Origin of the sequence: Clostridium saccharobutylicum DSM 13864 (assembly GCF_000473995.1) — a bacterium.
Taxonomy (GTDB): domain Bacteria; phylum Bacillota; class Clostridia; order Clostridiales; family Clostridiaceae; genus Clostridium; species Clostridium saccharobutylicum.
This window is the reverse complement of sequence record NC_022571.1, coordinates 333,444-358,135: the sequence shown is the minus strand read 5'-3', so window position 1 is coordinate 358,135 and position 24,692 is coordinate 333,444. Positions and strand designations below refer to the sequence as shown.

Genomic DNA, 24,692 nt, shown 5'->3' with positions numbered 1-24,692 from the left:
ATAAAGCTTTACTAATACTATTATTTTATTAAATTTTATTAAAGATCTGATACTTGAATATATAACCATTCATATGGATCTGGTGATGGAGTAGTTGTATGACCGCTTCCCCAAGCATCAGGTTTTCTAGCTGAGCTTTTAATATATGCTGTTGGATACCCAGTAGCGTCACGATCACTACCCTCAATAGTTTGTCCATCTGCTGTTGCATATATTTTTACTCTAACTTTTTTTCCATTCTCATCAACATTATATGTTTTAGCTTGAGCTACATTTGGTTTATTGTTATTAACTAAATATAAAGAACCTTGAATCTCCGTCTTTGAACTCTGCATATACCATTCACCAGTGTCACCATGTGCATATGCAAATGCTGCAGTAGTTGGAAGTAGTACAGCAACCCCTAAAAGAGCTGATAATAATATTTTTTTCATTTTTACAATCTCCTATCTATTCATCATTCTGACGTAAACTTATCAAATCTATGTAAACTATTTTTTATTAATTTAAATTCTTATTAAAACTGTCAAATAAATTAATTATAAAGTGAACATGATTTATTGTTAACGCTATCTAATTACTATTACATATTTACATTGTGGCCACATGTAATTACATATTTACACAATCCTCAACTTAAGTAAATACCTAGATGACTAAACGTAGAAAATCGTTGATTAAACGTAAATAACCCATATTTCGTCTTTATTTCCGTCAAATATGCTTTTTATCATCAAAAATAAATATTTAGTCGATGTTAAATTCATGAAGTAAAATAATTACAACTGCATTTGTTTGGATATTAATACCTAAAAAAATAGCTGAAATAACCTTCAACACACTTAAAAAACCCATTTAAAGTTTCCATCTAAAACTCTAAATAGGTCGTTTTTAGAGATAAAATTATATTAGCATATATGTTGGTATTTCTGTTAGTTAAGACTGTCCATAAGTCAACTATATTAAACATATCCAAAACATTTATAATAAAATCATTTAACATATTATCAATTTTTCTCTTCTAAACTCAGATATAATAATATCTTTAAATTTATCTCCCAAAAAAGCTGTTCTATCATATTCATCGAAATATATCATGCTTAATTTTCCATCTAATCTTTCTATTTTACATATATAATTTATATTTACAACAAAACCTCTGTGACTTTGAATTATATAGTCACAATTAATTAATTTCATGATTTTCTTCAAGCTCATTCTATTAGCAATATAAATACCATTAGTAGTATTTACTTCACAATTATTACCTTTAACCTCTATAAAAATAATATCTTTTGTTTTTATTTTTAAATAACTTCCTTTTTTTAAAGTTATAATAATTTCATCTTCTTTCAAATTATTATTCTTATTATTTAAATTATTAGTTTCATTTAATATAATCTTACTTATCATATCTTGTACCACTTTATAATCATACGGCTTTATTATGTAATCATAACAATGTGTTCGTTTAAAAGCTTCTGTTATATAATTCACATTAGTTGTTAAAAAAATCATTTGTCTAAATTCATATTTAAGAATACTTCTAATCTTAATTGCAAGATCTAATCCCGAAGATTCTTTTAAATGAATGTCTATTAAAAACATATTAATATCATTATTTTTAATTATATCTAAAGCTGTGCTTTCACTATCAGCCTCATAAATCTTTACAGATTCATTTATTGAAATAATAAGTTTTTTTAAAACACGTCTTTGTAAAGGTTCATCCTCCACTAAAATAATAGAATACAAAAGTATCACGCTCCAATCTGTATATCTCTTATCAGTATGTTCTTCCTTTTTATACTATATGAAACAACATTATACAATATAATTGTATAATATACAAATTTATTATATTATTTTAGTAAGAGTATAATTTTAGTATGTAAAACGAACATTTAGGAATGGATACAATCAGAAAAGTATCTGCTAACTTTTATTTAACTCAATCATTATTTTAGCGTTCTTAATATATTTCTAAATTCTTATAGTATACTAAGAACGTCTAATTTCACCAATTAATCTTTAGATAAAGAGTTAGTCTGTGCTCTCTTCATTCTGAAAATTTAATATATTATATTTTCAGAAAGTTTACACAGACTATTTCACACTCTCTAGTTAATATCTTTTAAATTTTCATTCAGTACCCTCTATACCCTTATGTGTAATTTGTTTAAATCTAATTATATATAAAAGCTGTTATTTAGACATATTATTTTTCACTTCTTCTACTTTTGTCTCTTCCTTCTCTGCCTGACTTTTATTCGTCATCTCCACTATTTGCTACATTTCCGCCATTAAATGCTTTTATATACATTTCTTTAATTTCACTCATTAATGGGTATCTTGGATTAGCTCCTGTGCATTGATCATCAAATGCCTGCTCTACCATTTCATCTATTGTTGAATAGAATTTCTCCTCTGAAACTCCAAATTCTTTTATACTATTAGGTATTCCTACTTTTTGTTTTAATTCATCAATTGCTTTTATTAAAAGTTCAATTTTTTCTTCTTCTGTTTTTCCTCCCAAATGTAAATAATCTGCTATTCTAGCATATCTCCATCCTGCATTTGGATATTTATATTGTGGGAATGCTGCTTGTTTTCTAGGAGCATCTGTTGCATTAAATCTAATTACTTCATCTATTAACAATGCATTTGCTACACCATGAGGTACATGATGAAATGCACCTAATTTATGTGCCATTGAATGGCATATTCCTAAAAATGCATTTGCAAATGCCATTCCTGCTACGGAAGACGCATGAGCCATTTTTTCTCTAGCCTTAACATTTGTAGTTCCTTCATTATAAGCCTCTGGCAAATATTTAAATGTTAATCTTATAGCTTCCAATGCTAATCCATTAGTATATTCTGATGCTAATACTGAAACATAAGCTTCAATTGCATGAACTAAAGCATCTATTCCAGAAGCAGCAGTTAATCCTTTTGGCATGCTCATCATAAGTTCTGCATCTATTATTGCCATATTAGGAGTTAATGCATAATCTGCTAATGGATATTTTATTCCTGTATTTTCATCAGTGATTACTGCAAATGGTGTTACTTCTGAACCTGTTCCTGCTGATGTTGGTATTGCAACCATCATTGCTTTCTCTCCCATTGTTGGGAACTTATATACTCTCTTTCTTATATCCATAAATCTCATAGCTAAATCTTCAAATTTAACATCTGGATGCTCATACATTACCCACATAATTTTAGCTGCATCCATAGGTGAACCTCCTCCAACCGATATAATTACATCTGGATTAAAGTTATTCATTTCTTCTGCACCTTTTTTAGCTGCCTTTAATGTTGGGTCAGGCTCTACATCTGAAAATATTTTATATTCTATATTGTTTTTACTTAATATATCTGTAATTTTATGAGTATATCCTAAATCGAATAGCACTCTATCTGTTACTATAAATGCTCTTTTCTTATGCATAGCATTTAGTTCCTCTAACGCTACTGGAAGACAACCATATTTAAAATAAATTTTATCTGGAATTCTAAACCAAAGCATATTTTCTCTCCTCTCAGCAATCCTTTTAACATTTATTAAATGCTTAGGTCCTACATTTTCTGATATTGAGTTTCCACCCCAAGATCCACATCCAAGTGTTAATGATGGTGCTAACTTGAAGTTATATATATCTCCTATTGCACCTTGAGATGCAGGCATATTTACCAATGTTCTAGCAGTTTTCATTGCTGTTCCAAATTGTTTTATTCTATCTAGTGATTTTATTTGATCTGTGTAAAGTATTGATGTATGACCAAATCCACCTAATTCTATTAATCTTGCTGCTATCTTTAATGCTTCATCAAAAGTTTTAACTTTATACATACCTAAGATTGGTGACAATTTTTCATGTGAAAATGGTTCTTCAAGTTCAGGTGATTCGATTTCTCCAATTAATACCTTTACAGCTTCATCTACATCAACCCCTGCAAGTTTTGCTATTTTATGAGCTGATTGACCTACTATGTCTGCATTTAAAGCTCCATTTGAATTTAATATTACACGTCTAACCTTATCTACTTCATCGCCTTTAAGAATATATGCACCTCTTGCATTTAACTCCCATTTAACTTCTTCATATACTGATTCCATTACTACTAAACTTTGTTCTGATGCACAAATTACTCCATTATCAAAAGTTTTTGAAAGTAAAATAGAATTTACAGCCATCTTTATATGAGCTGTATCATCAATTATTGCTGGGGTATTTCCAGCACCAACTCCAATTGCTGGTTTTCCTGAAGAGTATGCAGCTCTAACCATTCCTGGTCCGCCTGTAGCTAGTATAATATCTGATTGTGCCATAACATTTGTTGATAGTTCAATTGAAGGTTCATCTATCCACCCTATTATACCTTTTGGTGCTCCAGCTTTTTCTGCTGCTTCTAATACTATTTTAGCTGCTTGTATTGTTGAATTTTTTGCTCTTGGATGGGGACTTATAATTATTGCATTTCTTGTTTTTAAAGCAATTAATGTTTTAAATATTGCTGTTGATGTTGGATTTGTTGTTGGTACTATTGCTGCTATTACTCCTATTGGTTCAGCAATATGAGTTATTCCAAACATTTCATCTCTTTCAATTACACCACATGTTTTAGTATCTTTATATTGATTATATATATATTCGGCGGCGAAATGATTTTTTATAACCTTATCTTCTACTATACCCATACCACTTTCTTCTACAGCCATTTTAGCAAGAGTTATTCTTGCATTATTAGCTGCCATAGCTGCCTCCCTAAATATATTATCTACTTGTTCTTGGGTAAACTTTGAATATTCCTTTTGTGCCCTTCTTAATTCTTGTATTCTATTGGTTAGTTCTTCTGCATTTGTAACTCTCATTTCTTTACCGTTGCCAAAAACCTATAAAACTTTATAAAGTTTGTTTAATTCCCCGTTCAATGTGTCCGATTTTGTAATTCTAAAAACATACTACTTTCGTTTTATATAACACTCCAAGGGCTTAACTTCGGATACAACGAATCCTACACTTCAAACATAACTGTTTAAGTAATCATGCTGAATATCTACTTAAATTAATTGAAGCATTAAAATCTCTATCAATTACAGCTCCACATTCTTCACAGATATAAGTTCTTTCTGATAGTGATAATTTAGCTTTTACATGACCACACTCACTACAGATCTTTGATGATGGATACCATTTGTCAGCTTCAACAAATTCAATTCCATAAAATTCACATTTATATTGAAGTTGTCTTTTAAACTCATACAATCCTTGTTTAGCTATAGCTTTAGATAAATGTTTATTCTTCATCATACCTTTAATATTAAGTGTCTCCATAACTACTCTTGACGGCTTGGTTTTCACTATCTTAGTAGTTGCTTGGTGTAAATGATTGTTCCGAATATTAGATAACTTTCTATGAAGCAATCTAATTTGCTTTTCAAGTTTTATAATGTTGCTTGTTTTGACAAACATCCTCCCTTCTTTATTTAACTCATATTTTGTTGATATTTTACGTTGCAACCTACGTAATCTTTTTTCTAATTTCTTAACTAAACTTGTTTTATTAATATTTTTAAAAATCATTCTATTGGAGCATATAGCAAGGTCTTTAATTCCAACGTCTATACCTATGCTCTCGTCTGTTAATTTCACTACTGGTTGTTCTTTTTCTATGCCTATAGATATATACCAATATTTTCCATCAAAACTCACTCTTGGATTAGCATAGTTAACACTCATTGGTATTTGTTCTGATGTTTTAACCCAACCTACTTTTTCAATTAAAACCATATTACGCTTAACTTTTAATTTTACATTATCGTTGTAAAATGATGGCTTGGTTTTTCTTTTGCTTTTAAATCTTGGCTTATCTGAATAACCTTTAAAAAATCTTTTATAAGCCAAACATCCATCTTTTATAGCCTGTTTTGCAACATTGTTAGAAACTTCATTAAGCCATGATAAATTATTTTTTTTAAGTATGGTAATTTCTTTTCTTAAATTATTATCGCAAATAAACTTGCCACCATTTTTATAATTCTCCTCTTGTCTTGCAAGTGTCCAATTATAAATAAATCTTACAGTTCCAGCCGATTGCCATAATTTTTGCTCTTGTTCTATACTTGGAATAATTCTAACTTTCTTCGCCAGTATCATCCTTTAACAACTCCTTAATCATCTTTTTGTTTATCTAAATTAACTCCACAATATCCCATTACTTTTCCTTTTTATTGTTCTTCTCCTCTAAGTCCTAAAAAATGATTAAGTTGTTCTTAAGGATAATATCTATAACCACTTTCTGTTGTATGGTGTGGTTTAAAACATTATCTTTATCCCGCTACCTTAATGTTTAAGTTGTTTTTCCTATCAATTCGAAAAATCATCCAATTGAATAGTATTTCATAAAATCACCTCTTGAAATATATTACAATGACAATATTATAAAAAATCAAGATAGTTTTATAAACTTTTATTAACTGTTAACTCACCTCCAAAATTCATTTTAAGAGTTTTAACAAAAGTATTTCTTTATTTTGTAATAATTATTATAAAAAAATCTATAAATAGTTTGCCCCAAAATTCTTTAACAATACTTTGTCTATTCATTCAAACATATAAAAATTTAATTTTATTTATTGCACTTTTCTAGAATATTTTATAGAGTATACTTATTAAGGCACAATCAAAAAAAATAATAGACCAGTATGCTCGTCTATTTTGATCTATTATTTTCTCTCATGTGCCTAATTTTTAATTTAGGAGGAACTATGAATAAAGTTATTGAAAAAGCTAAAATTACTCATGATTTAAATGAAATTGAAATACTTGAATTGCTAAAAAATGATGATATAAATGAAGAACTTTTCAAAGCAGCTGATGAAGTTCGTGAAAAATACTTAGGTAACTATGTTCATCTAAGAGGATTAATCGAATTTACAAACATATGTAAAAGAAACTGTATGTATTGTGGTTTAAGAAGAGATAATAAAAATTTAAAAAGATATAGATTAAGTGAAGAAGAAATTTTAGATTTTGCCAAAAAAGCTGTCAGCTATGGATATAGAACTCTTGTACTTCAAGGTGGAGAAGATGACTACTTTACGAAGGAAAGAATGATTAAGATCATAAAAGAAATAAAGAAATTAGATGTGGCTTTAACTTTAAGTTTAGGCGAAAAAACTTATGATGAATATAAAGCTTTTAAAGAAGCTGGCGCTGATAGATATTTGATTCGTATTGAAACTACAGATAAAAAACTTTATGAAGATATGGATCCAAATATGAGCTTTGAAGAAAGATTAAAGTGTTTAGAAAACTTAGGCGAATTAGGATATGAAGTTGGTAGTGGCATTCTAGTTGGACTTCCTAGTCAAACCTTAGAATCTATTGCAAAGGATATATTATTCTTTAAAAAGATAAATGCAGATATGATAGGTATAGGACCGTTTATACCAAATGAAGATACACCGTTACATGATGCTGAAGGTGGAAACCTTACTTTAGCTCTAAAAGTTATGGCTTTAACACGTTTAATTCTTCCAGATATAAATATTCCTGCAACAACTGCAATGGAGTCATTAACTCCAAATGGCAGAGTGATTGCACTACAAAGTGGTGCCAATGTTGTAATGCCAAATGTTACAGAAGGTGAATATAGAAAATTATATGCTTTATACCCAGGTAAGATATGCACAGGGGATACTCCTGCTCACTGTCGAGGTTGCATAACTGGAAAGGTAACTGGAATAGGTAGAATAATTTCCGATGGGTATGGATTTAGAGGAAATCAAAATAATAATGCACATGATGGTATTAATAAATAATTTAAAGTTATGAAATAACAAGAGAAAAGTAATACATAACTTATCACCTATATAAATTTTAAATCACACACATATATAAAATAGTCATTAAAAAATGAATTGCTGACATTGCTAAATTAGGAATTGTTCAAATATTGATTATTCTAAAAAATATTTTTAGAATAATCAATATTTGCTACAACTTCTAATTTAGTAAATCCAAATAAACTTTTCATAGTTCGACCAAACATATATATGTCATATTTCGGTTGGTATTACTAAAACTTAGTACTCGATAATACTTATAAATTTTAGTATATAAAATTTTTTCCAAAAGTGCTTAATGGAATTTTAAATTCTGGTATTCCCTTCACATAAGGTGCTATTTCATATAATTGATAATAAATAACTAAATTATCATCGTCTATATAAAAAGATTGATTTTCACCAATCCCCTTAAATTCACTTCCTGAATCAAAATAATCCTGTGGATTTTTTTTAATTTGTTCTCTTATTTCATTATTTATAATATCAGCATAATTATATCCTGAAGCAAATAAATCCTTTAAATTGAGAAGTTCTTCTTTATTTTTATCTATTGTATATGAAGTTCTACTAGTCAATCCATGTGCTCCTCCTAAATATTCATAATAATCATCATAAAAACTAACAAATGAATTTTTGTCACTTGTTATATTATAAGTTGAATAAACTTCATAAGGAAATCTAGGCTTTTCTTGTACATTTATATCGAAATATTGTTTTGATATTTCTTCTGCTTCATTTGCCTTGGGCAAAATATTCTTATTAATTATACTATTTATTAAATTTATCTTTTTTTCATCATTTCCTCCTATTAATTGAGGTATTTTTATGTCCTCTTTTAGATAATCTAGGTCTTTTCGTATAGACTTTTCCACAATTCTAAATTCACTTGAACTCTGTAATTCACTATTTATTAACAATTGTTGTGGATAAGCTGTAGATAACATTAAACTTATCCCCAATGCACCGATTACATTCACTATATAGCCCATATTTTCTTCTCCTTGGCTTATACTTTTTTATAAAATTTTCATCATATATCCACAAAACTTTTTTGTAAAATTATGTATGTTAACATATTTATAACATCTTATCCACAGGGGGATGTTGATAATGTTAATAAGTTGTACTCTTTTTATATTATGCTACACTTTTTAAATCTTATTCTAAAATAATACATGAATTCTTAACACAGATATTATTTTAGAATAAATGATTATCAATTATGTGATTGCTCATTTATTTTATTTAATTTTGGATATAATTATAAAAGAATACAATATTAAATTACGATATAAGAAGGGTTGTAACAATAATATGTTAAAAAAATATAACTTTAAAAATAAAAGTCTTCTCATCTTTATAGCTACTTTTTTAGTTTGTGTATTAAGTGGATATTCTATATATAAAAATATTCTTCCAAAAGTAGAATCTAAAAATATTAGTAAAGCTTTAGATGAATATGAATCTGGAAATGATTCTAAAATAAATAATTCAAATATTGAAAAAAAAAGAACTTTTGACGAGTCAACCTTAACTAATGATAATAGAGGTGTTCCAGTATTATATTATCATTCAGTTAGAGATTCTAATCATAATGAAGTTACAATATCTCCTCAAAAGCTTAAAAATGAACTTAAATATTTAAAAGATCAAGGATATGTAACTTTAACTCTAAGCGAACTTAGTGATTATTTATTAAATAATTCTCCTATTCCTGAAAAAAGTATAGTTATTACATTTGATGATGGATATATGGATAATTATCAAAACGCTTTCCCTATCTTGAAAGAACTTGATATGAAAGCTACTATTTTTTGCATAACCTCTGACCTAGACGGAGAATATTATTTATCTAAAGATGCTATAAAAGAAATGTCTGATTACGGAGTAGATATTCAAAGTCATACTGTTAATCATTCCGAACTTAACAAATTAAGTTATGATGAACAATTAAAACAATTAAAAGAATCAAAAAAAACACTAGAATCAATAACAGGCAAGTCTGTATTTTCAATTGCTTATCCTTATGGAAAATACAATAAAGATAGCATTAAAGCTGCAAAAGCTGCTGGATATAGCCTAGCATTCACCACTGATAGAGGACTTGCCGATAGAGATGATTCTCCTCTTGAACTTAATCGAATTTATATTAATTCCAATTATACTATGGCTACATTCAAACAAATTTTATCAACCACCAAAAAATAACAAGTCCATTTGTCAGCCTATTTATCATCATGCTACGTGGATAAATTGACCTAATAGACCTACTATGAGAGCAATTTATCTTCTTGCCTGATGAAAAATATCCTTAACAATTTTGGACTTGTTATTTATTTTCATGTTTCTTAAATTTATTTTTTACTTTCAGCTTTTTCTTCCTGTTCAAAACCTTGAGGCAATCTTTGTTGATTTCCTCCATTGTTTATAAGTATTGGTACATTCTTATCTTCTAAAAATTTATTCGTTTTAGAAAGTTCACCATACTTCACTTGTTTTCCATTTATCGTTATTATACTTTTTTTACTTAAATCTATCATTTGATTATCAAATGCATAATCAAATATTTCTGACATAGCATCATCAATATTTTTATTTAAAACATCAGTGCTTTCAAGAAGAGTCTTTCCCTTTTCTGTAGGTGAATATGCATATATTACTTTATCAAACCTATTTACATGAAGTTTAATATTAGAATTAATTTGTATAACAACTATAGTTTCTATTTTTCTATACTGAGCAACTATAGCACAACATAAAAATACTAGAATAATTAAAGCAATTGATATATGTATTTTATAATCTCGTATACCTTTTTTTTGTTTCCCATCCGCCAATTCTCCAATTCTTGGTCTGCGAATAGTTTTTAACTTCAAAAACTCTCCCTTGGAATTTAATACATATACTGATTTCTTAAATGATGCTACTACTATACCTCTATGGATTTCATCTATTTTTTTATTCGGAAGATTAATTACTTCTCTATTATCTTCTTTTAACTTTATTCTAAAATAATCCTGTATCAATTTATATTGCTTATTAGAGAATATTATATAATATGCTAAAATATAATCTCTCATTTTTTGTAAATAGTTAGATTTTATATTAATAGCTCTGCTCAATCTAGTTATAGGCAAATCCTTTTTACTTTTTACAGATTTCTCTAAATCATCTATACCATTTATATAATATGCTATATTTAATGCTACATTTCTATCAGATTCCTTCAATGGAAAATTAACCAAATCCCTCAGTAAAATATTATAAGAATCTAACTCCTGTAAAAACAAAGTCAATTGTTTACTTCTATTAGCTATCATTGATTCTCCTACAAGTGACATAGCTGGAATCGATGTAAATACATACTTATTTCTATTAAATTTCGTAGTTTCCATATCCCCAACACCTCTTATAAAATCTAAAAACTATACAATCAAAATTAACATTCTTTCATAATATATTATTATAGCATAGAAATTTGCTTGTCCGTAAAACTTTATATAATTAGTGTTAATTTAAGGCATATGAAATAAAATAAAAAATTCAAAATGCAATTATATTTTACATTAAATAATGATATATATTTGGTATAGGGAACTATTAAATTAATATGCCTACCAAGTATGATAAAAAATAGCTTGGCATATTGAATGGCTATTTTTTCAATATGTCTAAATTAATATTTTTTGGGGGATAGTATATGAAAAGGAAAATTATATACGTAGACTTTATCAATAAACGAAAAATAACTTTTGCCAACTATCTTTTAAATAAGCTTTTTCATTTTTTCTCTAATAAGTTTAAATTTAAATCCAAATCTTCATCAAATATCTATTCAGATAAAAAGAAACGTCTTTTTAGTTAAAACTCATAAATTTGATTATATTTCTTTTCATATAATACTGTTATTATGTTAAAATATATAAAATATAATAACATTTAAACGGAGTGATATGTATGAGAGTTGGATTAGGATATGATGTTCATAAATTGGTCGACAATAGAAAATTAATTTTAGGTGGCGTTGAAATACCATATGAGAAGGGATTGCTTGGACATTCAGATGCAGATGTTCTACTTCACGCTATAATGGATTCTTTATTAGGCGCATGCGCTCTTGGAGATATTGGCAAACACTTTCCTGATACGGATGATAGATTCAAAGGTATCTCTAGTATTAAACTGCTTAAGGAAACAAATATGCTAATTAATAAAAAAGGATATAAAGTAAATAATATTGATGCTACAATAATAGCCCAAAAGCCAAAAATGCTACCTCATATTGAAAAAATGAGGGAAAACATAGCAAAGTCTCTCAATATAAATATTGATCAAATCAATATTAAAGCAACTACTGAAGAAGGTCTTGGATTTACTGGTGAAATGCTTGGAATCTCATCTCAAAGCATAGCTTCTGTTGAAAACATCAATATTTAATAAATACTGAATTTACTGAAAAAAATTTAAATATAAAATAACATTTTATAGATATCAAAATCAAGACTTAGACTTATGTAATAACTAACCGAAATAAGGAGAATTCTTTAGCTCGGTTGCTAGATAATTTAGCTGTGGATTTCTAACAGCAGAAGTTGTCCCATTCTTGCATGCTCCTTAAACAAGTTGATGACAAGCGATAATAGAACAACTTCTGATGAAGAAATCCTACAACTAAATTATCAACGCAACGCTACGCAAAAGAATTCCCCTTATTTCTAGTATGGAAATACATTCTAATATTATAAGTTTAATTCTCAACGAGTAACCCTATATGTAAATTTATCATGTAATAGAAATGGTACTCTTTTGTATTAGTTACTAAATGTAACTACACAAAAGAGTACCATTTTTTTGATTTAGAATACATTTCAAAGTTATAATTGTGTTTTTTGATTATACCAGTAAAATTTAAATAACTAATCAATATAATTTGTTATTTATTAAATTTTCTAAAATACTTCACTTAATTTTTTTAATAAAATATTTCTAAATATTTTACCATTATCAGTATCTTTTATAGCTGTACTACAAACATTTTTCCACTCATCTATTGTCATTCCTATTTTATCCTGTAATTCCTCTTCTGTACTCGTAAAAAGAGAAGAGGAAATTACCAAATCACCAAGTTCTTCTGGTGTTTTGAAAACCTTTATATATAAAAATCCATTTTTGTCTCCAATCCATCTTTTATTAAAAGCAGAAATAAATTTTTTTAATTCTATTTTAACTTTTTTTGATGGCATATTCCAAAGGTGATTCAAAAGTCTATATTCATATCTCATACTAGCTGCTGCGTCTTTAGATATTTTATTCTTACGTTCTCCTTCGGAAATAATTTTTTCAACAGTAACATATGGAATCTTAGTTACTAATGTTTCTCTACCATAAATCCATTTATAAAATGCTTCTTGTAAAAATGAATATTGAATATATCCAAGTAAACTTCTCACATTAGGAAAGTATCCCCATATACTATTTATTCCAGTTTTCTTACTAAATATAAGAGTATGGAAATAGATACTATTTTCATTAGGTAATTCTTGCATAAATATATGCCCTCTTATTGTTTTGTTTGCATCAATAACTTTTTCCCAATAATCAAAAGAATTATAGTTTTCCACCATTTTAATCACCTTCCTAATATATATTTTATACTATATATTAACAATATCTTTTATATACTATAATATATAGTATGTTATACTAAATTTTAAAATTCCATAAAACATTTATGTTTACAAAATAATCTTCTATATAATATATTACCCACTTTACTGTATTTTATTACCATATAGTATTTTTTTTATAATAAATATAAAAATTGATATTTACCAAAACTTAACTTATAATATTAAATTAAGTTCTATATTTTTTCTAAATTTTTCATTTAGAAAAAATATAAAATTATTGATATAATTTTAGTTATAATGACTCTTTTTATTTTAAATATCTTATGGCTGAAATCTATAAGATGAATTCTGAGGAGGATGATTTATTGGCTTTATGTGAAATATGCAACGCCCCTGCTGACATACATCATATCATTCATAGAAGTGAAGGTGGCCTTGATATACAATTAAATTACAAATATTTATGCCCATATCATCATAGAGGAAAATATGGTCCTCATCATTGTAAAGAGGTTGATCTTAGGTACAAGCTAGATCTTCAAAACAAACTTTTTGATATTCTAAAAAAAGATTACTATTCTTTTAAAGAATTAGCATTACAATTAAATATACCAAAAAATACACTTAAAAGAATAACTAAAAATTTAAAACTTTATAAAGAAGGTTATAAAAAATCTGATGTAATCTTTAAAATTATGGGCGAAAAATTTTATTCTGAAGAAATGATTGTTAATTTGACTTTAGATAAACTTATCAAAAATATGGATTAAAGCTTTCAAGTATATAATTTTTTAATATGCCTTAGTTATTGAGCTTTATTAAATTAGTACTTTAAATCCACAAATTTAAAAGGACCTCCAATTATAAGGGAAGTCCTTCTTTAATTTATTTCTATATTAATTTGATTTTGGAGCGAAAGACGGGATTCGAACCCGCAACGTTCACCTTGGGAAGGTGACACTCTACCGTTGAGTCACTTCCGCATAAAATTGGTGCAGATGAAGGGAGTCGAACCCTTACACCGAAAGGCGCTAGATCCTAAGTCTAGTGCGTCTGCCAATTCCGCCACATCTGCATAGCAATATTATAACTCTTTTTTAGTAACTAAATCAATATATTTTTTGAATTTTTTTACATAATTGTTTTAATATCCTTATCAGATCTATATTCTATTGATTATTAGATTTATATATAAGTTCTCATTAATAAAATTCATAATTAGTACGATTACTAATTTAATATTTATAAAAGTAGAAATTTAGGTTTGATGAACAATCTTTTTAGAACTTATATATTGATCACATGAAAGAAAATTATAACCGAATATAGCAAAAAACATGCACACATACTGGTTATGTTTTTTTGATTGTGTCTTATTTCCATAGTAGTAAACTTATTATATACACTTGTCATATATTGTAAATATATATAATAAGTTTTTAATATTTTTTCTAATATCTTGTTGACAGAAAAAATTCAAGTGATTATAATAAAAAATAATATAAGCTAACACGTTGATGAGGACAGTAAGCTAAAATCTTATTTGCAGAGAGAGAATATATTGGTGTGATTATTCTTAAATAAATTTAGACTGAAAACCACCTCTGAGTGGCCTTAATAAAGCCCGTTATTATCACGTTACGATAATTTTAAGTGACCTATATTAGAATTAAGTATTAGTTTAATTTCTATACTTTAATTGTATTTTAATTATAATATTTATTTCATTTAGGTAATTAGAGTGGAACCACGGATTTTACTTCGTCTCTATATTTTTAGAGATGGAGTTTTTTATTTGCAATTTTTAAAATTCAAATGTAATTTTAGGTCTTATATCATAATTCTAAACATCTAACGACTATAAAACTATGATAATTATACTTTTTATATTGAGAGGAGATTTAAAAATGATAAAAATAACTTTAAAAGATGGTTCGGTTAAAGAATTCGAATCTGGATTATCTGTTTATGACATTGCTAAATCAATCAGTGAAGGTTTAGCTAGAAATGCTTGTTGTGGAATTGTTAATGGTACAGTTTGTGATCTTAGAAAAGAAATTAATGAGGATGTTGAATTAAGCATATGCACATTCGATTCTCAAGAAGGTAAAGATGCATTAAGACACAGCATCTCACATGTATTAGCTTATGCTGTAAAAAGATTATTCCCTGAAACAAAATTAGCTATAGGACCTTCTATTGCTAATGGATTCTACTACGATTTTGATAGAGATGCTGCTTTTACTTCTGCTAACTTAGAAAAACTTGAAGCTGAAATGCAAAAGATAATTAAAGAAAATCCTTCTATAGAAAGATTTGAACTTCCAAGAAATGAAGCTTTAGAATTAATGAAAGATGAACCATACAAAGTAGAATTAATAAATGATCTACCTGAAAATGAAATAATTTCATTCTATAAAATGGGTGAATTTACTGATTTATGTGCCGGTCCTCACCTTATTTCATTAAAACCAGTTAAAGCAATCAAACTTACTAGAAGTGCTGGTGCTTACTGGAAAGGTGACGAAAAGAATAAAATGCTTACTAGAATCTATGGTACTGCTTTCTTAAAGAAATCAGATTTAGAAGCTTTCCTAGAAGCTTTAGAAGAAGCTAAAAAAAGAGATCATAATAAACTTGGTAGAGAATTAAAACTATTCACAACTGACGAAAATGTAGGTCAAGGACTTCCTTTACTAATGCCAAAAGGAGCTAAGATAGTTCAAACTCTTCAAAGATGGGTTGAAGATGAAGAAGAAAAAAGAGGATACCTTTTAACTAAAACTCCATTAATGGCCAAAAGTGATTTATATAAGATTTCTGGTCACTGGGATCATTATAAAGATGGTATGTTTGTATTAGGTGATGAGGAAAAGGACGATGAAGTATTTGCTTTAAGACCAATGACTTGCCCATTCCAATACACTATATACAATGCTGAACAACACAGTTACAGAGATCTTCCACTAAGATATGGTGAAACTTCTACTCTATTCAGAAATGAATCTTCTGGAGAAATGCACGGTCTTATAAGAGTTAGACAATTCACTTTAGCTGATGGACATTTAATTGTTACTCCTGAACAATTAGAAGACGAATTTAAAGGTGTTATTGAATTAATTCAATATATAATGAATACTTTAGGAATTTCTGAAAAAATAACTTATAGATTTTCTAAATGGGATCCAAACAATACTGAGAAATATATTAACGATCCTGATGCTTGGAACAAAACTCAAGATACAATGAGAAATATTTTAAATCACTTAAAGATTGATTATGTTGAAGCTGATGATGAAGCTGCTTTCTATGGTCCAAAGCTTGATTTACAATTTAGAAACGTTCATGGCAAAGAAGATACATTATTTACAGTTCAAATTGACTTTGCTTTAGCTGAAAGATTTGATATGAGCTATATAGATAAAAATGGAGAAAAAAAACGTCCATATATAATTCATAGATCATCAATTGGATGTTACGAAAGAACACTTGCAATGCTTATAGAAGAATATGCTGGTGCATTCCCTACTTGGCTTTCTCCAGTTCAAGCAAAAGTATTACCAATCTCGGATAAATACAACGATTATGCTGAATCAGTTACAAAAGCATTAAGAAATAAAGGCGTTAGAGTTGAAGCTGACTATAGAGCTGAAAAGATTGGTTACAAGATTAGAGAAGCAAGACTTGAAAGAACTCCTTACATCTTAGTTGTTGGTGAAAAGGAAGCTGCAAACAATGAAGTTTCTGTAAGAAGCAGAAAAAATGATGATGAAGGTGCTATTAAGTTAGATGCATTCATCCAAAGAATTGTAGCGGAAATAGCTAATAAAGAAAGATAATTAAAGTATATTAAAAAAGTTGTTATACAGCTAATAGATTAGCTCGTATAACAACTTTTTTCTTATAATAGTTCTATTATTATGACACTTTACTTACTTGCCTGATGAAAAATATTAATGACAGTTTTGGGCCTGTTATTTATTTTCATGTGCCTAAACTTGCTCCAATGCTTGTTTTATATCTTCTATAATATCATCAATATTTTCAAGCCCCACTGATATTCTTATAAGTCCTGGTGTTATTCCTGCTGCTACAAGCTGTTCATCTGTAAGCTGACGATGAGTTGAACTTGCTGGATGAAGTACAGATGTGCGAATATCTGCAACATGAACTACATTTTCTATTAATTTTAAGCTATTCATAAATCTGATAGCATCATCACGATCACCTTTTATTGAAAATGAAATTACTCCACTACATCCATTTGGCAAATACTTCTTTGCTAAATCGTTATATTTATTGCATTTAATTGTTGGATAGTTTACAAATTCCACCTTACCATTTGAATTTAAAAACTCTGCTACTGCTTCTGCATTTCTACAATGTTTTTCAATTCTAACAGGTAAACTTTCAAGTCCTAAATTCAAAAGAAATGCTGCATTTGCAGATGGATATGCTCCAATATCTCTCATCAATTGAACTCTTGCTTTTGTGATATATACTGCATTTCCAAATTTTTCAGTATATACAATTCCATGATAGGATGCATCTGGTTCTGTAAACTCTGGAAATTTTCCATTCGTCCAATCAAACTTTCCACTATCTACGATTACACCACCAATTTGAACCGCGTGTCCATCCATGTATTTACTTGTTGAATGAATAACTATATCTGCTCCAAATTCTATAGGCCTACAAAGAATTGGAGTTGCAAATGTATTATCTATAATAAGCGGAACATTATTTTTGTGTGCAATATTTGCAAACTTTTCAATATCGAATATAGCAATCGCAGGATTAGCAATAGTTTCTCCAAAAACAACCTTAGTATTTTCTTTAAATGCTTTTTGTATTTCTTCTTCAGATGCTTCAGCATCAACAAATGTACACTCTATTCCAAACTTTTTAAGTGTTACTGCAAAAAGATTAATTGTTCCTCCATATATAGTAGAAACACTTACTATGTGATCTCCTGCACTAAGAATATTTAATATACTTATTAATGCAGCTGCTTGACCTGATGTTGTACAAAGAGCAGCTACGCCACCTTCCAATGCTGCTATTTTTTCTTCAACTGCTGCAACTGTTGGATTAGATATACGTGAATACATATGTCCAGAAGATGTTAAATCAAATAATTTTCCGATTTCATCTGCATTATCATATCTATATGTAATACTTTGATATATTGGTAATGCTACCGGATCCCCATTTTGAGGCTTATAGCCTTCATGTAAGCATTTTGTTTCAATTTTCATATATAGCCCTCCTAAAATTGTAAATATAATAAACTTTAATTTCATATTAAATTATTAATACGTTAATTGTTTATATTAATTATATACAATTTAATAAATAAACTCCAATATTTTTAAACATTCGTAATCATAGGTAGATAATTTTGTACTTAATAATATCCTTCTTCCATATCAACATATATATCCTTTATAATATTAAGCTGATTATCAAGTTCATCAATTTTATTTTTCAATTCGTTAATTGACACAATCTTTTCATCTAAACTATGTTTTTCTTCATCTAATATGTTCTTTGCTTTACTGATCTCTTTTTTTAATTTTTCAAAAACTTGATACTCTTCTTGAAAATGCGGACTATTTTTTGCTTCAAGTATCAACATTTTTTCTGCTTCAACAATTTCAGATTCACTACGAATTTTATCACTATGCGATTTCCACAATTCTGGTGACAATACACTTTTAAATGTTCCTAACTTGCTTTTCGCTTCACTAATACGATTTTCTGCTTCTAGCTTTTTATCAATCAACTCAATATATTTTGCATATGATGATAAAAGTGTACCCTTATTTGAATTTAAAACAATACTTTTAAATTTTTCGTTATAATTATTATACATATAATTTAATTCATTATAATTTCCAACGGCCTTATTATACTTAATTTCTAAATCGCATCTTTCTTTCGATAATAACTTAACAACATGTTCTTTGTCTTGCTTCTCAATAAAAATATCATTATATTTTTGTTGTTTGTGTTTCCAAAGTTCAACCATTTTATCATATCTTATTAAATCAACTTTTTTATCTTTAGAATTAAATTCCACAATTAATATTTCCATCACTATAAGAGCTAATAATTTTTCATCTTGTTTTTTATTTAAAATTGGACCTTCGCTAGACATAAATACAAGCATAAGAAATGGTCCATTTAAAAATCTTAATAGTGAAAGCTCATTATTTACTAACGATGATGAATATGATTTTACTATTAATTGAGAAAATTTAAAAATAATATTGCAAATCTTATAATATAATTCAATTCCTGCAAAATCTATTATAATCTCTAAAAATGCAAATGGTTCTTTTTTTATTGCTGCTTTGAGTATGTCATCTGGAGCACTTTTAACATCAATCTTATTATGAATTATTTCTGTTGCACATGAATTCAACATCCTAATAACATTAAAGATATCATCAATAAGCTCTTCGTGTATCTGTATATTACTGTATCTATTCTTTAAATTTCGCATTACCTTTTCTAAATAATACATAACTATTGATTCCAGCTTATTATATCCAGTCCTAAATTCTTTTTCAGTAGTTAAAATTCCATATGATTTTTCAATCATTCTATCCAATGTATTAATGAATTTTCTTTTATTGTACATTGAACCAAATCGAACATCCCCAACTTTTATCAATTTATAGTATAAAAATAATCTTATATTATCATCACTTATATTTTTCAATGATTCTAATCTTTCATTTAAAGAATCATTAAAGCTTTGTTCATTTACCTTTTTTAATAGCAATTCTTTAGATTTATCTACCTGAGTTTTTTTATTATTTACTATCATTGAATATATAATTCTAAGCTGCTTGCCATCTAGATTTAAAAATCCCCTATAAAATTCTTCAAATTTAATTTCCTTCTTAATCTTCTCACTTAATATCTCTTTAAATATTTTTATCTTTCTTTTAAGATCATCTATGTTTCTATTATATATAGCAATAACTTCATTAAACTTTCTATCCTCAAATTCAACTTCCATTTTTACACTTGTTTTTTGAAATTGTAACTCTGTTTTAAGTTTATCATCATATGAAAATTCTATTGTTTCTATAATATCTTGATATGTATTACTTTTATTTAATGAGCTTTCATATAACTTTCTAATTTGCTCTAATTGCCCATCTATAATATCTACTTGTTTTGCTATTTCTCTATCCTGTTCTTCTAAACTTTTAATCAAATTTCTTACTTCTTGATTTTCTAACTCTGCTCTAAGGAGTTGATCTTCTTTAATAATTAGCAATTCATTATTGTCATAACATTCTTTTTTTAATTGATTAAAACCCTTTATATACATTTCATAGTTTTCATCTAAATTAACTAACTCAATATTATATCTATTTATTTTACTAACTAATATTTTTTCCATACTCTCCAAGTTTACTTTTTCTTCTCTTGTCGCTATTATAATATTAGTTAATTCTCTTATACTCTTCGATTGATTTCCTAGCTCAATCACCTTAATTCTTAAATCATCAATCTTATTTTTTCTTAATAAAATTTCTTTTCTAAGCTTTTTAAGTTCTATTCTATCATATTCAATAGTAGTGGGAGCAGTAAACGTTAAATCTTTAATCTTAATCATAGATTGTGGTTCAGTTTCTTTAAGATAGCAACACAGAATATTATGTGTAATTTCTAACAGTTGTATTGGAGACTTAATGATTCTATTACGTATATTATTATTAACTACTGGTTCATTTCCATTAAATCGTATTATGTCAATTTTATTATAAATTTCTTGTGGAAATAAAAAATCAAAATTAAACTTAATATTTTGAATCAAAGTATTCATACAAATATTAGTATCTATATTTTTTTCTTTTGCTATAAATCTTAGTAAATCCTCAACCACTCTTCTTATAATTATCTTGCTTATTCTAGGGAACCTTTCTACTGCACATTCAGCCTTTACTAACTCATCATAGTACTTTTTAAACTTAGTTTCTCTTAAATAACTAAAATTGCTCTCTATATATTTCATAATTACCACCTTTATCTTAAGCTCTATGAATTATTTTGAACAGTTCTAATTATTAAATAACTCTTTTCTCAGTAAAAATACAATCAACAGGCACATCATCTTTGTCCATAGGGACTTTATTTATTACCTGAAAATCATACGCCATTGCTAACTTTGTTATTTTCTTTAAGCTTTTCTCATTAATTCTCTTAAAATATCTATCGTAAAATCCTGCTCCATATCCCATTCTTCCATGACTTTCATCAAATGCTACTCCTGGAACAATGATTAAATCTAACTCATTTGGATCAATCGCTGACTCTTCTATTGAAGGTTCTAAAATTCCATATGAACTCTTAGTTAAATTATCCAAAGTTGTAACTTCGACTGCATCCATAAGTTTTGTTTTAAATTCAGTTCGCGGAACATAAATTTTCTTACCTGCTTTTAGCGAATTGTTTATTATATTTCTAGTATTAATTTCCGAATCATAAGAAATATAAATAAATATATTTTTCGCATTTTTATAATAACTGCTTTCATATAATTTTTCTTCTATTATTTCATCCATCTTTTCTTTTTCTTTTTTATCTATATCCTTACGTCTATCTAAAACTTCTTTTCTTAGCAACTTTTTATCTTTTAAAAACTCCATAATAATCTCCCCCTATAATTTAAATTTCCCAAATGATATGGTTGGCTTTTTAAACGCCACTTCCTTTTTTATGTCATAAGTTTCTTTATCTATTGTAATTCTATAAATATCTGGACAGCCCTCTTCTCTCCATTTTTTCATATACTTAGGTGTAGCCTCAATCTCCGTATAATAATTTTCATCATAATAATCAGAAAACTCTAAATAAGATAACAAACTTTTATTATCTAAATTAAATTTAGTCTTATCCACATTATTACATATAGGAATGAAGAATCTTAAAGGTACTTCGTAATTAAATCTAGTATTTCCTTTAATGACTTTCCCCTCCATAAGAGCTCGCTTCAATAAAATATTATTTCTATCAATTTCTGCAACTTTCAATTTGAATATTATTTTTCCACTTTTATTTTTCTCTAACTTAATTTTAATCATTTACTCACCATCTATATAAATTATATATTAATAGTTCTTATATAATATTTTTTTAAATTAATATAGTTTTCTTATGTATCTTATATTTTACTATCACTATATAAATTAATTATATCTTTCTATTTGATTAGGGTAAACAATAACTCAATAAAATTAATAACTATCTATGTTACAAAAAATAATTTGTATGAGAATGAATAACAGTAATTTAACCTAAAATTAAAAGCAGTATATACATATAAAAATAGGATATATCATCTCTCACTCAATAATATATCCTGTAATCCAATAATTTTATAATGTGAATGTATCTAACTTCTAATATTTTAACGAATATTCCTAATTATTATCATCAACACTTATTAATACAGATGTTAATCCTAGCAATACCCCTCCACCTATAATGTTTCCTAACGTTACCCATAATAAATTTCTTAAAATTAATAATATTGGCAAACCTCCTAATGCAAAATATGCTATAGAAAATACGCCCATATTAGCTACACTATGCTCAAATCCAGCAATTATAAAAGCAAATACGCAGAAGAACATCATTACTAATTTTCCGCCTTCACTTTGCATCTTTATACCTGTTAAATATCCTAAACAAACAACAAAATTACATAAGATTCCTCTTAATATCAATTGATAAATTGGCAGTTCTAATTTTGTATGTGCGATTGGCTCAATATAATGTTGAATCACTGCAAATGATGCTCCACTTTTTATAAACAAATATGATAATATAATTGAACCTATACAGTTTCCTATATAGCTATAAATCCAAACCTTAAGTGCCATTTTAAATGTAATTTTTTTCTCATACATTGCTACGCACATAATTAAATTATTTCCAGTAAATAATTCTCCACTTAAAAAAACAATTAACGCTAAAGCAAATGAAAATGTCCCTGCTACCAATATTTTCGAGAACTCAGGAAAATTAGGATAAAGTATTGCTCCTGTTGTATATGAAAGTATTATTGCAACAATTACATAAAATCCAGTCACAATAGCTCTGCCAATATATTTCGCTGTTTTTTCACTTGCATGCTTATATTTTTTTTCTGCTAATTTACTAAGTGTATAAATATCATTACTATACATTTTTTCCTCCTTAGTTTGAATACTTATTACAATCAAACCATCTTTCTTAGTTAAAAAATCCCATAAAAATTCAGCTATAAAATTACAATTAATATAACTTCTTTAATATAGATTTCTCTAATAAGTGTTTTTCTATTCGCAATAAATTCTTATTTATCCCTTAATTTACATTCATTAATATAATCATTTATTTTATAAAATATATTTGATTTTCATTACATTTCATAAAAAATTAATTTCTAAATATAACTTGATTCTTTTTTGTAGTAAGATATATTAAAACAATATTTTTTATATGGAGGAATAATGATTTGAGCTATAGTGTACAATTAATAAAAAAAGAAGATTACACTCCAACATTTTGGTCTGGCGGTATGGCAACAGAAATAATAACCTATCCTTTAGGGTCAACTTATGCCGAAAAAAATTTTTTATGGAGGCTTGGCTTTGCTAGGATAGATATACCAGAATCTACATTTACCAATTTACCCAATGTATCAAGACATCTTATGGTTACTGAAGGAAGAGTAATACTTACACATGAAAATAAATATTCAAAAACGCTTGTGCCATTTGAACAAGACAGCTTTCTAGGTGATTGGAATACTGCAACTAAGGGAACTTGTTCTGTTTTTAATTTAATGACAAAAAGAAATTATAATGGAGAGTTAACTCATATAAGTATAAAACCTGAAAATGATTTTAATTTTAAGTATAACCTTTCTAATGATAAAAATCTTGTAGCTATTTGTTTCTATCCCTTAAATGGAATTTTTGAAACTAATATAGATGATGAGAACTTTAAAATTTGTACTGGTGATTTACTTTGTATTAATTATTATGATTGTATAAATACTAATGCTGTCGATGCTTATACAACTTCTGATTTTGAACACAAATTCAACCTTTTCAATTCATATAAAGAAACTGTTGAAGTAATAGTTAGTATAATTTATAAATAACATACTTTATAGATATCCAAACTATAGA

General features: G+C 27.3%; 18 protein-coding genes and 2 tRNA genes. 6 read left to right on the top strand and 14 right to left on the bottom strand.

What is annotated here, in order from left to right; translation table 11 throughout:
• Positions 1-38: 38 nt before the first annotated feature.
• The 4 genes from CLSA_RS01645 to CLSA_RS01630 form a co-directional block, all read right to left on the bottom strand.
• Positions 39-434 (bottom strand): hypothetical protein, encoded by a 396-nt coding sequence (locus tag CLSA_RS01645; protein WP_022743676.1) that lies wholly within the window; start codon positions 432-434, stop codon positions 39-41.
• A gap of 562 nt (positions 435-996) precedes the next feature.
• Positions 997-1,755 carry a LytR/AlgR family response regulator transcription factor gene (locus tag CLSA_RS01640; protein ID WP_022743675.1) on the bottom strand — a complete coding sequence of 253 codons (759 nt, stop codon included), beginning with the start codon at positions 1,753-1,755 and terminating at the stop codon, positions 997-999.
• 511 nt (positions 1,756-2,266) lie between these two features.
• Positions 2,267-4,882: a bifunctional acetaldehyde-CoA/alcohol dehydrogenase gene (adhE, locus tag CLSA_RS01635; RefSeq protein WP_022743674.1), complete on the bottom strand. Its 2,616-nt coding sequence runs from the start codon at positions 4,880-4,882 to the stop codon at positions 2,267-2,269.
• Between the two features lie 172 nt (positions 4,883-5,054).
• Positions 5,055-6,167 (bottom strand): RNA-guided endonuclease InsQ/TnpB family protein, encoded by a 1,113-nt coding sequence (locus CLSA_RS01630; RefSeq protein WP_022743673.1) that lies wholly within the window; start codon positions 6,165-6,167, stop codon positions 5,055-5,057.
• Between the two features lie 611 nt (positions 6,168-6,778).
• Here CLSA_RS01630 and hydE point away from each other — a divergent pair.
• On the top strand, positions 6,779-7,834 hold the full coding sequence (gene hydE / locus CLSA_RS01625; RefSeq protein WP_041716012.1) for a [FeFe] hydrogenase H-cluster radical SAM maturase HydE: 1,056 nt from the start codon (positions 6,779-6,781) through the stop codon (positions 7,832-7,834).
• A 290-nt stretch (positions 7,835-8,124) separates the two neighbouring features.
• Here the strand turns inward: hydE and CLSA_RS01620 are convergent, their stop codons facing one another.
• Complete coding sequence (locus CLSA_RS01620) at positions 8,125-8,850, bottom strand: DUF3298 and DUF4163 domain-containing protein (RefSeq protein ID WP_022743671.1); 726 nt, start codon at positions 8,848-8,850, stop codon at positions 8,125-8,127.
• A 325-nt stretch (positions 8,851-9,175) separates the two neighbouring features.
• Here CLSA_RS01620 and CLSA_RS01615 point away from each other — a divergent pair, with 325 nt between their 5' ends.
• Complete coding sequence (locus CLSA_RS01615; RefSeq protein WP_022743670.1) at positions 9,176-10,069, top strand: polysaccharide deacetylase family protein; 894 nt, start codon at positions 9,176-9,178, stop codon at positions 10,067-10,069.
• Between the two features lie 146 nt (positions 10,070-10,215).
• Here CLSA_RS01615 and CLSA_RS01610 read toward each other — a convergent pair whose 3' ends face one another.
• Positions 10,216-11,256 carry an anti-sigma-I factor RsgI family protein gene (locus CLSA_RS01610; RefSeq protein WP_022743669.1) on the bottom strand — a complete coding sequence of 347 codons (1,041 nt, stop codon included), beginning with the start codon at positions 11,254-11,256 and terminating at the stop codon, positions 10,216-10,218.
• A gap of 562 nt (positions 11,257-11,818) precedes the next feature.
• Between CLSA_RS01610 and ispF the strand changes: the two genes are divergently transcribed.
• On the top strand, positions 11,819-12,298 hold the full coding sequence (gene ispF / locus CLSA_RS01605; protein ID WP_022743668.1) for a 2-C-methyl-D-erythritol 2,4-cyclodiphosphate synthase: 480 nt from the start codon (positions 11,819-11,821) through the stop codon (positions 12,296-12,298).
• A gap of 512 nt (positions 12,299-12,810) precedes the next feature.
• Here the strand turns inward: ispF and CLSA_RS01600 are convergent.
• On the bottom strand, positions 12,811-13,407 hold the full coding sequence (locus CLSA_RS01600) for a hypothetical protein (protein ID WP_171770639.1): 597 nt from the start codon (positions 13,405-13,407) through the stop codon (positions 12,811-12,813).
• A 449-nt stretch (positions 13,408-13,856) separates the two neighbouring features.
• Here CLSA_RS01600 and CLSA_RS01595 point away from each other — a divergent pair, with 449 nt between their 5' ends.
• Complete coding sequence (locus tag CLSA_RS01595) at positions 13,857-14,261, top strand: HNH endonuclease (RefSeq protein ID WP_041716010.1); 405 nt, start codon at positions 13,857-13,859, stop codon at positions 14,259-14,261.
• A 138-nt stretch (positions 14,262-14,399) separates the two neighbouring features.
• Here CLSA_RS01595 and CLSA_RS01590 read toward each other — a convergent pair.
• Positions 14,400-14,474, bottom strand: a tRNA-Gly gene (locus tag CLSA_RS01590).
• Between the two features lie 7 nt (positions 14,475-14,481).
• Positions 14,482-14,566: transfer RNA gene (locus CLSA_RS01585), tRNA-Leu, on the bottom strand.
• 832 nt (positions 14,567-15,398) lie between these two features.
• Between CLSA_RS01585 and thrS the strand changes: the two genes are divergently transcribed.
• Positions 15,399-17,330 carry a threonine--tRNA ligase gene (gene thrS / locus CLSA_RS01580; RefSeq protein ID WP_022743665.1) on the top strand — a complete coding sequence of 644 codons (1,932 nt, stop codon included), beginning with the start codon at positions 15,399-15,401 and terminating at the stop codon, positions 17,328-17,330.
• A 153-nt stretch (positions 17,331-17,483) separates the two neighbouring features.
• On the opposite strand, the gene CLSA_RS01575 is transcribed toward thrS, so the two are convergent.
• The 5 genes from CLSA_RS01575 to CLSA_RS01555 all read right to left on the bottom strand — a co-directional run bounded on the left by CLSA_RS01575 (position 17,484) and on the right by CLSA_RS01555 (position 23,702).
• Entirely contained in the window at positions 17,484-18,749 is a 1,266-nt protein-coding gene (locus CLSA_RS01575) for an O-acetylhomoserine aminocarboxypropyltransferase/cysteine synthase family protein (RefSeq protein ID WP_022743664.1), read from the bottom strand.
• Positions 18,750-18,898: 149 nt separating this feature from the next.
• Positions 18,899-21,526 (bottom strand): coiled-coil domain-containing protein, encoded by a 2,628-nt coding sequence (locus CLSA_RS01570; protein ID WP_022743663.1) that lies wholly within the window; start codon positions 21,524-21,526, stop codon positions 18,899-18,901.
• 52 nt (positions 21,527-21,578) lie between these two features.
• Positions 21,579-22,160 carry a 5-formyltetrahydrofolate cyclo-ligase gene (locus tag CLSA_RS01565; protein ID WP_022743662.1) on the bottom strand — a complete coding sequence of 194 codons (582 nt, stop codon included), beginning with the start codon at positions 22,158-22,160 and terminating at the stop codon, positions 21,579-21,581.
• A 12-nt stretch (positions 22,161-22,172) separates the two neighbouring features.
• Positions 22,173-22,595 (bottom strand): hypothetical protein, encoded by a 423-nt coding sequence (locus CLSA_RS01560; protein WP_022743661.1) that lies wholly within the window; start codon positions 22,593-22,595, stop codon positions 22,173-22,175.
• A gap of 339 nt (positions 22,596-22,934) precedes the next feature.
• On the bottom strand, positions 22,935-23,702 hold the full coding sequence (locus CLSA_RS01555; RefSeq protein WP_022743660.1) for a formate/nitrite transporter family protein: 768 nt from the start codon (positions 23,700-23,702) through the stop codon (positions 22,935-22,937).
• 311 nt (positions 23,703-24,013) lie between these two features.
• Between CLSA_RS01555 and CLSA_RS01550 the strand changes: the two genes are divergently transcribed.
• A complete protein-coding gene (locus tag CLSA_RS01550) occupies positions 24,014-24,664 on the top strand; it encodes a HutD family protein (RefSeq protein WP_022743659.1) in 651 nt (216 codons plus the stop codon).
• Positions 24,665-24,692: the final 28 nt, after the last annotated feature.

Excerpts from the sequence above, each read along its gene's own strand:
- CLSA_RS01645 (WP_022743676.1), bottom strand. The coding sequence starts at position 434 with ATGAAAAAAATATTATTATCAGCTCTTTTAGGGGTTGCTGTACTACTT.
- adhE (WP_022743674.1), bottom strand. The coding sequence starts at position 4,882 with ATGAGAGTTACAAATGCAGAAGAACTAACCAATAGAATACAAGAATTA.
- CLSA_RS01630 (WP_022743673.1), bottom strand. The coding sequence starts at position 6,167 with ATGATACTGGCGAAGAAAGTTAGAATTATTCCAAGTATAGAACAAGAG.
- hydE (WP_041716012.1), top strand. The coding sequence starts at position 6,779 with ATGAATAAAGTTATTGAAAAAGCTAAAATTACTCATGATTTAAATGAA.
- CLSA_RS01620 (WP_022743671.1), bottom strand. The coding sequence starts at position 8,850 with ATGGGCTATATAGTGAATGTAATCGGTGCATTGGGGATAAGTTTAATG.
- CLSA_RS01615 (WP_022743670.1), top strand. The coding sequence starts at position 9,176 with ATGTTAAAAAAATATAACTTTAAAAATAAAAGTCTTCTCATCTTTATA.
- CLSA_RS01610 (WP_022743669.1), bottom strand. The coding sequence starts at position 11,256 with ATGGAAACTACGAAATTTAATAGAAATAAGTATGTATTTACATCGATT.
- ispF (WP_022743668.1), top strand. The coding sequence starts at position 11,819 with ATGAGAGTTGGATTAGGATATGATGTTCATAAATTGGTCGACAATAGA.
- CLSA_RS01600 (WP_171770639.1), bottom strand. The coding sequence starts at position 13,407 with ATGCAAGAATTACCTAATGAAAATAGTATCTATTTCCATACTCTTATA.
- thrS (WP_022743665.1), top strand. The coding sequence starts at position 15,399 with ATGATAAAAATAACTTTAAAAGATGGTTCGGTTAAAGAATTCGAATCT.
- CLSA_RS01575 (WP_022743664.1), bottom strand. The coding sequence starts at position 18,749 with ATGAAAATTGAAACAAAATGCTTACATGAAGGCTATAAGCCTCAAAAT.
- CLSA_RS01570 (WP_022743663.1), bottom strand. The coding sequence starts at position 21,526 with ATGAAATATATAGAGAGCAATTTTAGTTATTTAAGAGAAACTAAGTTT.
- CLSA_RS01565 (WP_022743662.1), bottom strand. The coding sequence starts at position 22,160 with ATGGAGTTTTTAAAAGATAAAAAGTTGCTAAGAAAAGAAGTTTTAGAT.
- CLSA_RS01560 (WP_022743661.1), bottom strand. The coding sequence starts at position 22,595 with ATGATTAAAATTAAGTTAGAGAAAAATAAAAGTGGAAAAATAATATTC.
- CLSA_RS01555 (WP_022743660.1), bottom strand. The coding sequence starts at position 23,702 with ATGTATAGTAATGATATTTATACACTTAGTAAATTAGCAGAAAAAAAA.